Source organism: Bacillus sp. SRB_331, from assembly GCF_003264175.1.
GTDB classification, from domain to species: Bacteria; Bacillota; Bacilli; order Bacillales; family Bacillaceae_G; genus Bacillus_A; species Bacillus_A mycoides.
Window position 1 is genome coordinate 113,551 of record NZ_NADV01000031.1, and the last position, 12,357, is coordinate 125,907.

The 12,357-nt window shown below is 31.7% G+C and carries 10 protein-coding genes and 3 pseudogenes; 2 read left to right on the top strand and 11 right to left on the bottom strand.

Annotated features, from left to right (window positions below; translation table 11 throughout):
- Window positions 1-10 precede the first annotated feature (10 nt).
- From B5P42_RS32870 to B5P42_RS21915, 5 genes and pseudogenes are all read right to left on the bottom strand, one after another.
- Window positions 11-443 (bottom strand): annotated as a pseudogene (locus B5P42_RS32870) (MarR family winged helix-turn-helix transcriptional regulator).
- Between the two features lie 471 nt (window positions 444-914).
- The gene (locus tag B5P42_RS21900) at window positions 915-1,865 is read right to left on the bottom strand and encodes a magnesium transporter CorA family protein (protein WP_113735217.1); all 951 of its coding nucleotides are present in this window, start codon (window positions 1,863-1,865) and stop codon (window positions 915-917) included.
- A gap of 294 nt (window positions 1,866-2,159) precedes the next feature.
- On the bottom strand, window positions 2,160-3,185 hold the full coding sequence (locus B5P42_RS21905; protein WP_113735218.1) for a ParM/StbA family protein: 1,026 nt from the start codon (window positions 3,183-3,185) through the stop codon (window positions 2,160-2,162).
- Between the two features lie 35 nt (window positions 3,186-3,220).
- Window positions 3,221-3,622 carry a hypothetical protein gene (locus tag B5P42_RS21910; protein ID WP_060750332.1) on the bottom strand — a complete coding sequence of 134 codons (402 nt, stop codon included), beginning with the start codon at window positions 3,620-3,622 and terminating at the stop codon, window positions 3,221-3,223.
- Between the two features lie 68 nt (window positions 3,623-3,690).
- Window positions 3,691-3,976 (bottom strand): annotated as a pseudogene (locus B5P42_RS21915) (general stress protein).
- 111 nt (window positions 3,977-4,087) lie between these two features.
- On the opposite strand from B5P42_RS21915, the gene B5P42_RS32875 reads away from it, so the two are divergent.
- Entirely contained in the window at window positions 4,088-4,243 is a 156-nt protein-coding gene (locus B5P42_RS32875) for an acyl dehydratase (RefSeq protein WP_088031541.1), read from the top strand.
- A 118-nt stretch (window positions 4,244-4,361) separates the two neighbouring features.
- Here B5P42_RS32875 and B5P42_RS21925 read toward each other — a convergent pair whose 3' ends face one another.
- On the bottom strand, window positions 4,362-5,900 hold the full coding sequence (locus B5P42_RS21925; RefSeq protein WP_113735219.1) for an alpha/beta hydrolase: 1,539 nt from the start codon (window positions 5,898-5,900) through the stop codon (window positions 4,362-4,364).
- 574 nt (window positions 5,901-6,474) lie between these two features.
- On the opposite strand from B5P42_RS21925, the pseudogene B5P42_RS21930 reads away from it, so the two are divergent.
- Window positions 6,475-6,839: pseudogene (locus tag B5P42_RS21930) on the top strand (YxeA family protein).
- 115 nt (window positions 6,840-6,954) lie between these two features.
- Here the strand turns inward: B5P42_RS21930 and B5P42_RS21935 are convergent.
- From B5P42_RS21935 to B5P42_RS21955, 5 genes are all read right to left on the bottom strand, one after another.
- The gene (locus B5P42_RS21935) at window positions 6,955-7,665 is read right to left on the bottom strand and encodes an alpha/beta hydrolase (protein ID WP_088031543.1); all 711 of its coding nucleotides are present in this window, start codon (window positions 7,663-7,665) and stop codon (window positions 6,955-6,957) included.
- Window positions 7,666-8,122: 457 nt separating this feature from the next.
- Window positions 8,123-8,620 (bottom strand): DUF4358 domain-containing protein, encoded by a 498-nt coding sequence (locus B5P42_RS21940; RefSeq protein ID WP_060752009.1) that lies wholly within the window; start codon window positions 8,618-8,620, stop codon window positions 8,123-8,125.
- Between the two features lie 160 nt (window positions 8,621-8,780).
- Window positions 8,781-9,920: a DHHW family protein gene (locus tag B5P42_RS21945; protein WP_113735220.1), complete on the bottom strand. Its 1,140-nt coding sequence runs from the start codon at window positions 9,918-9,920 to the stop codon at window positions 8,781-8,783.
- A 33-nt stretch (window positions 9,921-9,953) separates the two neighbouring features.
- Window positions 9,954-11,360 carry an MBOAT family O-acyltransferase gene (locus tag B5P42_RS21950; protein ID WP_113735221.1) on the bottom strand — a complete coding sequence of 469 codons (1,407 nt, stop codon included), beginning with the start codon at window positions 11,358-11,360 and terminating at the stop codon, window positions 9,954-9,956.
- A gap of 80 nt (window positions 11,361-11,440) precedes the next feature.
- The gene (locus tag B5P42_RS21955; protein ID WP_113735222.1) at window positions 11,441-12,130 is read right to left on the bottom strand and encodes a GDSL-type esterase/lipase family protein; all 690 of its coding nucleotides are present in this window, start codon (window positions 12,128-12,130) and stop codon (window positions 11,441-11,443) included.
- Between the last annotated feature and the right edge of the window lie 227 nt (window positions 12,131-12,357).

Below are 12,357 nucleotides of genomic sequence, written 5' to 3' on the forward strand. Positions count from 1 at the left end.
CTCCAAAAACTCACAATTCCTGTGCGTAATATCCTAACTTTTTCAACTGTTCAATTATCATTTTTTCTCCATATAGTCCAAACTACCAAATATTTGCCGAATCCCCTCTTTATGCTGAAGGAAAATAGTATCCATTAATTCACTACCTTCTAAAATAATTGACGCATACGTGACACGGCGGTCTTTAGGACATGGTTTTCACCTCTTCTTTTCCAACCTATCCACTACATACGTGATACTACTACTTGCAGGTAATATTTTGTCTCCAATTTTTTTATAGGCTGATTGCCTTTACTGTATAGTAGCTCAAGCAATGCAAAATTAGTTGGATTAAGTCCATAATTTTTTATATCCTTTTCAATACGCTTAGTAATTGACTGTACTGCCCTTGATAATATAACAAATAACTTTAAAGATAAGCTCTCATCGTTAATCACGCTCACAATTACCAATCCTTTACAAGTTATCTTGAATTCGAGATTCATTATATTATCGTCTAAATATTATGTCAATAATCCTTTTTAGTTTTATTACACCACTTATAATTTATTTCTCAACATGAGACATATGGAATTAGAAGAAAACAATTGTTAATATATAAGTATCTCAATTACGTTATTTCTTTTAAAGAGAGCTTGTTTTCTAACGCAAGTTCTCTTTTGTCATATTCTAAATTGAATCCGGACAAATTTCAGATGATGAGTCTGCCCCTGTATATAATATGGTTTTTAAAAAAAGATTAGAGCCCTCCTACAAGAAGGAGAGCTCTAATCTTTCATATAAATATTCACCATTTTTATCATTGCGGGGACATCAAAACTTTAACTTGATGGGGATATGGCACTACCTCAATTAATAAATATTACTAACCATATACCTATGGTTAATATCTATCATATTTTTTATAAACAGGATTAATGAGATTTAAAAAAAGATTTCTTTTTCTTTACTCGTAATAAATCACCTGTCCATCCTTTGACTCGCATATACAAATACATACCACCTGTTGTGAAAATAATAAATAAGAGAGCGATTAAATAGCTATATTTCCATTCTAGTTCAGGCATATATTTAAAATTCATCCCCCACAATGCTCCTAAGGCCGTCAAAGGCGTACTTACAGCAGTTAATACAGTAAGGGCTTTCATAATTTCATTCCCACGATGAGAAGAAACAACTTCTTGTAAATGAATCATCGTGTCTAATTCTTCTTGGTACTCTTTAACAAGTTGTAATCCACGCTCTAATTTTACGTGTGTTTGTTTATAACAAAGGGTGTTTGTTATGTTTTCTAACCAAGCTTCTTTCAGGCCTTGTAACACTTCTTGTATTAAGCGAAACACATGTGTGTTCATAAATAATTCATGACGAATATGATAAATTCTTTCTAAAACTGCTATGTTATTATGATGATAAAAATCCCATAATACATTTCTAAAATTGTTTTCAAAATAGTCAACCTTTCGCAAATAGTGAGATATAAACATTGATAAGATAGCACATACTCCTTCAGCGGAACTATTACAATTTTTTGCACTAAAAGAGGAATTATGTATTAATTTTTGAAAATCCTCTTCCTCTTTTTCCTGGACCGTTATCAGTATTCCATGAGCTACGAAATAATGAAGAAATTTTTGAATTTTGGCGTCTTTTTTATCTTGATCATATAAAAAAGAACCATATACACAAGTTTGACTTGGTGATAACGTATAAACATATAATCCATTTTCACAAGGAGAACTTATTTTCTTTACAAATTGAGAGAAATAAGATATTACATCACGAGGGATTATAGAAGAAAGTTTTTCAAGCTCACTAGTTTTCACATGATACCAATTCCATTTCGGCATTTTTATGCATTCCATATTATTCTTCCTTTCTGAATAGTTTTATGTTTGATCGAATAATATCCGTAATATGAAATTTGTATGTAGGTATTCATGTCTTCGAGGAAAAGTTTTTAGATCATCTAAATTACAAACTAAATGGCATAGGAGGTCTTATTCTGTTAGAAGGAAGACCCCCTATATATTAGTTATTTGTATTCTCAATTTTAAACATTTCCTCTATACAAGCACTTTTTATCTTTTCTTATTTATATGTGGAAAAGAAGCTACATAATTTGGCCGTCTATTCAACGAACTCCATTTCGGTCGTTATTATAATTTGGATTCATATGCAGATTGATTGGTGATGTCGTCAAATACTTGACTTCCAATCATATAGTATCCATGAAGTGCAGCCTCTTTCGAAGCGTCTACCATACGGAAAGAAGAAATTTCACCTTGCATTTTTTCAATTCGTTTTTTGTGGATATCTACTATTCCTCCTGTCCAAATAATAGTGTCATACTGGTCTAACTTAAATTGTTCTTGTAATACACGCATAACGTCTTGGAAGTGTGTATCCAACTCTTTTTGAATCAAAGTATCAACCTGACTTGTCTGAGGATTTTCTTCTCGACCTCCATATCCTTTTTCTAATATTTTTGGCATGTCGTTAATATGCAAGTGATTACTTTCCCCCGCATGATTCTGCAGGATATTCTTAATATTTTTCAAAGGCTTGCTACATCCTAGTTCTGTCTCATAATGATTTAAAATGACATTCTGTTTCATATCTGTCATTTCTAATGTACGAAATCCACCATCAATAATTAAGATACGATCTCGTTCCTGAATGATTCCCTCTTTTAAGAAATAGGCATGTAAAGCGACCGGTTGCTGAAGAATCAAAGCATTTTCCACCGTAATATTAATAAATTTCCCATCAATTTGCACGGAAGTTTCTTTTTTTAATACATTTTGTAATTGCTCATGCTGACTACCAAAACAAGTAACGGGAAGCCCGGTAACAACTAAAGGTAACACGACATTTTCTTTATAATCCTTTGCAATGCAACCAAATATTTGTTGTTTAAACCGTTCGCTTTCATAATAATTTTCTATTTCTTCGTCAAATGGAGGAAGAAATGAAGCGTCAGATTGATGTGCTTCATTTCCCATGTAGTATGCAAAGTCTAAGTCTATAAAACTTACCTTTGTTAAATCTTCCCTTTCAGCATGATTAGGTACAGGGGCTAGTGTGGAAGCTTCACTCTTAATCGTCACCTCAGAATCTACATCCTGTCGATATGCCCGCTTGGTAAAGCCAATTCCTACATCAATTGCATACAGAGATTTCATACTTTTTTCCTCACTTTCTCTTTTTAGAATTAAATCTAAGCACTCTCTTCTTTCCCTTCTTTCATATATTTCTTTTCATTTTTCGTTTTCTCCCCGTCTATGTCCTTACTATTTTGATTTATTTCGTAATCCTTTTCATCTTTTTTCTTTTTGTTATTTTCGTTTTCTGTTAAATCTTTAATGGTAGAAATGACAACTGGTGTGGCTGTAAGCAGTTGTGGTAATGTTTGTTTTGCAACATTAGCTGCAGTTACAGAGAATTGTTTACTTGTCTCAGTTACCTTCTCTAATGTTTCCTTTATGTTTCCTTCTTGTAGTTTGTCTTTTACGCTTTTTCCTTTTGTTTGTATAGCTTTCCGATTTTCTTTTTTTAATAAGGAGACCATGACTCCAGTCGTAATCCCGATCACAGCATATTTAAATATTGTATGTTTCATTTTTCTCACCCTTCTCTACTTTTATTTTCTTCAATACTAACTTCCGATTTATCAGATGTTGCAATCTATTAGAGAGAATGATAGTTTTGCGGCTGCCTATCACTCGCCGTTGGTGTTTCAACTGTTACTAGGAGTAAAATCCTCCCTTGATCTAGTTTTTCTTCATATAAGTTAGCTTCCTCCTTCGACAACCCCATTTCTTCCATTTGATTTCGGAGTTCGTCCCCTTTTTTGGAGAAAAAGTTGATAATACTTGTGGCGAATCCCTTGCAATTCTAGCTCTTTTACTTTCATAACTACTTCCTGTTCATTTTGATATTCATGAACCACCGGTTTTCTTTCATTCTTATGCATGGTATCTTTCCTCCTTTAGATTTTTTATTTAGTTGTTATGTAATATGTAATACACCTATTTTAAAGATGTTAAACCTAAATTTTCAAAAAACTTAATACAATAGGTTATTAATGTTTTTGAATATCAAAGCGATGTCACGAGAACTTTGCTTTAATAAAAGTGTTACAAATAACGATTTGTTTGGAAGGCAAGCCCCTTATTTTATAGAAAATTTCTATTTAGAAAAAGTTACAAAAGGAGTACAAGATATTTTTTTCGTTAATTAAATCAAAGGAAAATATAAAAACACTCCTTTTCAAAGAGTGCTTTTAAAAAACATATAACCTAATAAAAATGTTTCTATTTTGATTACAGAAAGAAAGTCTTTATTAAAACATATGGTTGCTAATTTAATTGCGATCTTCCTTGCACCCAAGCAGCAATATCATTTATAACATACTCAGGTATATTAGCAGGACTATAATATTCATCCGGCTTACTTATTTCCCCATCACCCTCTGTAAAGAAATGATTTAACTTTGGATATAGTCGATAATCAACGTTATCTCGTTCTTTTAATTGTTCTTTCCAAAGAGGAATTTCGATTTTTGATTGAACTTGATAGTCTCTTTCTCCTTGAATAATAAGAAGCGGTGTCTTTTGTTCTTTTGACATTTCTGCTGCTTTAATTTTCCGGATAGAATCCCAAAATACTGCTGATCCTAAGTAAAAATCTTTTGGGGGATTCTGACTAGAGAAATTGGGATCATTTAATAATTCAAATTGCGATTTGTAGAATTTATATTCCTCTAGGTTCATTGCTCCAATAGAAAAAAGGTACTCAAATTGATCTAAAACAACGTCTTGGATCGTACGAGCTGGCCCTCCCATTACAATTGCCCCAGCAATATTTTGATTTTGGTCTTTTTCAATCATTTTCGGAAGCATCATTCCACCTTGACTATGACCCAGAATATAAATTTGATTCTTATCTATTAGAGGCTCATTTTTAAGAAATTGAGTTACAAGAAGAGCATCATCTGTTGTCTCTTTATCAACTGTATAAAAGGGACTGAATTGTGTTTTCAACCCATGTTCATATGTTCGTTTATTATAGCGAAGGACAGCAATTCCCTTCGATGCAAGACCTTCAGCTAAATCGCGAAATGGTTTTAAAGCAAACGCTGTTTCATCCTGATCAGTTGCTCCAGATCCTTGAACAAGAATAACCGCTGGGAAAGGACCCTTTCCTTTTGGAACAGACAATGTTCCTGGTAATGGAAATGCACCACTTCCAACTACCACTTCTTTATCAACAAATGATTCAGGCTTACTATATGATGGACGCTCTGCAACAGGACTAAACGACATGCTGAGTTGAAAATCGTCTATTTTTCCAGATGGATCTAGTTTTATTAGTAAAGGTACAGTCATTTGTTCAAAAACTAATTGAATCTCCACATTTGTATGAACAGGATTTGTCTCTTTTTGTGTAACCTCTCCAATTTCTATAAAAGAACCTGCTTGTAATTGAACTGGCAGTCCCTCCCAATAGCTCTTCAACCATTCTTTGGATATTATTTTCTGTAATGACCTTGAGGTTAAATCAAATGCAGATTTATAATCTTCACTATTCATATGGCGAATAAATGAAAGAGTAGTAGATATAATAGGATTTTCATCATCACTATTGTCTACTTTTTTTATAGTTGTGTTTGCTTCCTTTAATTTCGAAATAAATTGGTGGTTAAACAGATAATTATATGTATCAGGATATAAGCTTGTTTTCAATACTTCCGTATTCCGTCCCTCATACAAACTTGAAGAACTCGTAAAATTTTCAGGTAAAATTACTTCCTCCGCATATGAGACTGAGGGAATTGTTATTGTACAAATTGCACTGACAAGTAATAACTTATTACTTATTCTTCTTTTCTTACCCATAATTATTGATTCTCCTTTCAAAATTAAAAATTTCTAATACAGTATGCCAACTATAAGGAAAATAAAAATTATCAAAGAGATTAATAATCTATTTTACGATCCCCCTCTCAAGTTAAAAAGCTATCATTAACAAACTTCAATAAAAAATGCCTTCCCCCTCTTTTTTTATCGTTGGATTTTCCAATGACCTAGAAGCACAGCACTAAATTACATGTAACTGCCCCATGGGATTCTCTATTCCAAAAGAAAAAAGCACCCCACTAGATGCTTTCTTTAATTGTTCTCACTATAATTTATTTAGATAATTCTCTTATTACTGTAAGATAAATTTATTCTAGTTCCTAAATCCCACTTATTTCTTAATTCACTCATACCAATATAAAACCAAATAACCTACCATCAAAAAATAAAGAAAACAGATTATTTGGCTATTCATTCCGTAAGCTTAATGCTCAAGTTAGTCTTTTTTTCACACGGTTAAACTTTATTAAGAAAACCTTAAGGAATTTCCCTCTATATTTATAAGAATTTTTTTCTATACTAAATCATATAAACGAACAAGAGGAGAAACGTCATGAAGAAATTTGTAATTTGCATACTAGGAATAGGCCTCCCTATATACTTACTACCTTTCATATTACGCGGAGATTTAGACAGATTTAATCCGATTGCTGAAGAAAAAAATGTATACGCTATTGCGGAGGAATATGGCGTTCCAGATTACCATCATAAAGGAAGAGCTATGTACTCGCTAAAGGTGTTGATGAATTAAGGAATGAGAAGGAATATAAAGTAGGAACGAACACTCCTAATGATTTTATAAGAAAAACTTACTTAAAAATTCATGTGAAAGGTAAGTATGTCTATTCCTACGACATTATTTCTGAAAAGGACATTCCGGAGAAAATAAGGGGACAATTGGAGATAGCAAATAAATAAAAGAGCCAATTCGTACGAGTTGGCTCTTTGTTATCTCTCCCACCTACCGTTAGGCTATCTTCCTACACATGCTTGAGATGGGAGAATCCTTTCGGTAAATTTATTACATTCGCTATCATTGTTTTAATAACCATTCTTCAATTACTTTCACTGTTTCATCTTGTTGTGCTTTTGACGTAATTAAGCTCGCATTATCACCTTTTTGCTCACCATACATGCCAAAATGAGCATGGTTTCCGCCTTTTATCATGTGCATAGTTGTATTCTTTGACATTAACTTTTTATTGTTCTCTATTTTTTCTACAGTTGCTAAAGCATCTACTTCCCCATAAATTGATAACATTGGAATCGATTTAGTAGAGAAATCATCTGCAGGATAAGAACCTAAGAAAATGATCCCGTCTACCTTGTCTTCATGTTGAAAGGCATACTTAGAAATCATAGCTCCCCCCATTGAATGCCCCGCAACATACCATTTTTGAACTTCAGGATACTGTTCAATTACACTGTCTACCGCATTGATTCCAAGTATCGCTAAGTTTAATGGTAACTTAGGCATCACTACAAAATGCCCATCTTTTGCAAGAGCTTCTCCTAAGTAACTATAAGCCTCAGCTTCTACTTTAGCTCCTTGATAAAAAATAACCCCTACTTTAGCATCTTTCGCTCCAAATACTATATTACCTTCATCTTTTTTATCATCTACTAACGACAAAGCCTCTTTCGTTGGTTTATAAGTAAACTGAGACCAAGTCAAAAACGTAATACTTCCTATAAGTAAAATACCTAGTAAAGAGTAAAGAACAATTTTCATCCACTTCTTCACATATATACCCTCCCTAAGATGTGTATATTCTATATTCTATACTTTAAATTATCATTACTATACTTGTCGAATAATCTTAACTAATAAAGTGAAACTTTAATCAGTGGGGGTTTTGTTCATCCCCCACTGATTATTAGTTGAACCAATCGGGCTTTTACGGGCAGTTGATCCCCCACCTAACTTCTTTGCTTCCGCTGAATTTTGAGGTGGGGGTCTTACTGCCCGTTAATGCGGGATAAGTTTAGAAAAAATAATACGAGCCCTGAAATGCCGTTTTAACATAAATTCAATATATTATTTTAAAACGTAAGCTTCATAAGCTAAATAAAATTTTATAAAGAAAAAGCCGATTTCCTTATCGTATAGGAAATCGGCTTTTGGCTTAGTTATTGATTTAGTAATTAAAAATCACGATATGAAAATATTTTTATTTAATCCCTTGTTTTTCAGATCTATATTACTTGAAAATTTCATCGAACGTTTTTTCAATTTTATCAGCATCCTTTGATATTGCTAAAAGGATATAATTATCTTTTGTTTTTAAGACACGTTTTTCTATTAAGAAATATTCTTCTGGAAGATAGTCTTTAAAACTTTTTGATTTTTTTTCAATTCTATTTGAAATTTTCTCTTTAATGCTTTCTACATTTTTCATATCTTTTATTTTAATCGCAGCAATTTCATCAGCTTTAATATTTGTAGGAGCAGTATATAGCACAAAACTTTCGACTTCATCAGCATTTATGTTATATAGCTTTTGAAGTTTTTTACTATCTCCTTCTTTCATTTCTTCTAAGTTAGTAACATGTTTAATTTTCTCCCCTATTTCTGTAGCTGAAAGGCTATTGACACTTTCTTTTTTTCCAAAACAACCACTTAAAGCTCCTAAGGTAATCGTACAAACAATAATAGTAATAACGAATTTTATATTAAAAGGTTTCAACAAATTTATCATTAGTTTAAATTCTCCTTTTCGTTTAGTTGGGTCAAACATTTAATTTGAACCAGGATTGTAACGATTTATATTTAATGAATACGGCCATTGACATAAATAATTTAAAGACGAGGATACTGCTCGTTATAGATAGGATATACATTAAATATAATCAATTCATTTATTCAGATAAATCATTTACGGATGCATCTTCAAAGAAAGTATTTCCATCATAAAGCACTAACATATCATTGATTTTATTTTTCTGTACCAACATTTTTAGACTATCTGTATAGTACCTAAGGTCGACTATATGGATTTCACTAAAATGCGGTAGTAAAAAAGGCAATAAAGAATTTGCATAAGAATCTTTAACAACTAATAATTTTTTCCCATTCGTATTATCAGTTTTTATTTTTATTAATGGATGATTCCCATTGAAAAATACAGTATATTTATCTTTTTTCTTAATGTTCTCCATTTCATAAAGCAATGTTGACATTTTGCTTTCATCTATATACTCTACTTTATATTTGGTAGCTTTCTTTTGTTCATATAATTCAATACTATCAGGATCTATATTTTTAAAGCCTGCTTTTGAATATAGGGATCCATAAAAGCTATTTGTAATTTGTTTAATGTTGAATGAACCATCTTTATTAGGAGTAAAATTCATATTTTCACCTAGCTTTTGATAGGCATAATATGCACCTTTAGTAGTCCAATGATGATCAGTTTTATAATATATATATTCATCCTTTTTAGAGCTCAATACAGGATATACATCAATAAAGTTTATATCCTTATCTAAAGATTTTTTTACTTTATTAATATACGTAAGCTCATCACTATGAGAAACATAGTTTGGGAGTTTATTTTCTAAAATACTAGTTGCTGTAGGTACTAACATGACTTGCATTTTCACATTAGGATTTGCAAGATGAAAATCATTTATTGCTTCTATTTTGCTATTTACATCTTGTTCTTCAGGCTTACTAAACTTTTGAAGTAAAAAGCCATCTTTACCGATATACACACCATTATTCTCTTTCTTTCCTAGTGTGTAGTCCATATCAGATTTCACGTTTATCCAAAAGTCCCTGAATGCAAACTGATCAGAAATATATTTTTCGTAGCTAGAAGTGAACTTTTTTTCTATAAGATTTTGGAAAGAGAACGCCGGAAACTGTTCTAGCTTTCTATTCTCTTCATCTGAAAATGTTTTATTGGGAGTTAGTAAATTTACACTGAACATTCCCCCTATAAAGAGTGTCAATAACCCTGCCAATGTGTGTTTGTATATTTTTTCATACTGATTCAAGTAACTCACCCCTTTCAAACAAATACGATATCATTAAAACCTAAAGTATAAGAATGGATTATATGTGTCATTCACTAAATACGCCGTTGAAAGAACTGCTAGTATGACATACAAAACTGGAATGCCAATAGCACCTAGTAACTTCAGCTTTTCTCTAACATATACAATTGCCCTTTTTGGGAATGGTGTTGAACAACATGCAAGGACAATAAATAGTATAAAATTAGTTGTTAAATAATATAGAGTTTTATTATCCAAGAAAACGGATTGATTAAAGCCAAACATTGTTCCTATGAAATTCATTGCTACTGATAAGTTTTCAAATTCAAAAAATACCCATCCAATTAGAACAATGATAAGTGTATACACATGTCCGATAAAGCTCATTCTATTTTTAAGCCATTTTAAAAGAAATAGCTTTTCTAGTGTTACAAATAATCCAAAATACAATCCCCAAACAATAAAATTCCAGTTTGCTCCATGCCACAATCCTGTTAAGAACCAAACTATAAGTAAATTTCTAAGTTGCTTGATTAATCCAGTCCGATTTCCGCCGAGAGGAATATATACATACTCTCTAAACCATGAGCCTAACGATATGTGCCATCTACGCCAAAACTCAGTTACACTTTTTGATATATAGGGATAATTAAAGTTTTCTGGAAAATCAAACCCAAACATTTTGCCTAACCCTTGAGCCATAGCTGAATATCCTCTAAAGTCAAAATATATTTGGAAAGCAAAAGCAATAATCCCAATCCATGCTGTAAGGATCGTAAGTTCTGATATAGAAGTTGTTTTTACACTTGTCCAAAGAAGTCCTATATTATTAGCTAAAAGTACTTTTAACGCAAGGCCTCTAATAAACAATTCCATTCCTTCACCAAAACGATCAAATGTTACTTTTCTTTCTTGTAATTGTTTGTCAATATCACTGTATTTTACAATAGGTCCTGCAACAAGTTGAGGAAACATCGTAACATAAGTACCAAAAGAAATAATATTTTTTTGCGCTTGTACTTTCCCTAAATAAACATCAATCACATAAGACATCGTTTGGAAAGTATAGAATGAGATTCCCACCGGAAGAGGAAGCGTTTCGACCTGAATATTTAAATTGAAAAGAGTATTGATATTCTCTATTACGAAACCATAATATTTGAAGAATCCCAGTATTCCTAAATTTATTATTATGGAATTAATAAATATCGCTTTTGTAATCCCCTTTCTATCTCTATATTTATCTATAAGCACGCCATTAACATAGTCAAATATAGTAGAGAATATCATAATAACTATATAAACAGGCTCACCCCATGCATAAAAAATGAGACTGACGATAAATAATATAAAATTTCGAAGAACTTTAGGTGATACGTAATAAATAATAAGAGCTAATGGTAAGAACATGAAAAGAAAAGTTAAACTACTGAACACCATTGTTCTTTCACCTCCTACAATTATTTTTTCTTAAAAATTTACAGTCCTTACATAAGAACTGTAAATTTCAAATATAGATTCTACTTAACAGAACCTTTCAATTGTTCAAGTAGCATCTTGTAATAATCAGCTTTAAAATGCACACCATCTGAATCATGAACATCTTTGTTTTTTTCAAAGATCGGGGATAAATCAATGTACTCTACTTTCTCAGTTTTTGCTAATTCTTTAAGTTTCACGTTATATTCATCAATATGTTTATATTGCGGATATTCCTGTAATACGCTATCTGTAACTGGTGTAACAGATAAAAGGTGTATGCTTACATTTGGAAGTTTCTCTTTTATTTTTTGTATTAATTTGGAATAGTTATCTATTGAAAACTTAACTGGATTTTCGATAGGTTTTCCTTCGAGGTCCATAGGCATCAGTAAATCATTCGTTCCAAAGCTCATAAAAATATGTTCAGGTTTTGTTTCTACTACTTTGTTAACATCTTCCTCTATAGCCATTGCTGTAACTTTCCCCTTGTCAGCAATAATATTTTTATCTTCGATTAATTCTTGATCAATCATTCCTTCAGTAATAGAATCTCCAAAGAATAAACTGTTTTTAAAAATAGGTTTATACGCACTATCTTTCGGTGCTTTTTCATGCGTAGCATTTTGAGTAACCTTATTTGATGGTTTTTCAGTCCCGTTATTTACACAGGCTGCGGAGGACAATGCAACGGCCCCCGTAAGTAGACAAACACATACTTTCTTTAACATTTCTATCTTCCTCTCAAGTCATTATTTCGTAAGCGATGGTGTATATAGCAATGTTATTTTTGTTTTCAATGCGAACCTTTCGTTTACAAAATATAGATTAAGCGTTACGGGTAAAGATGAGATGCAGATTATATAGATATAATTTAAAGAATCAACAGTTTGAAAATTAGTTATTAAATAACTTAACAGAAGAATAATTTGATGCTTATATTTCTGAGATTGAATAT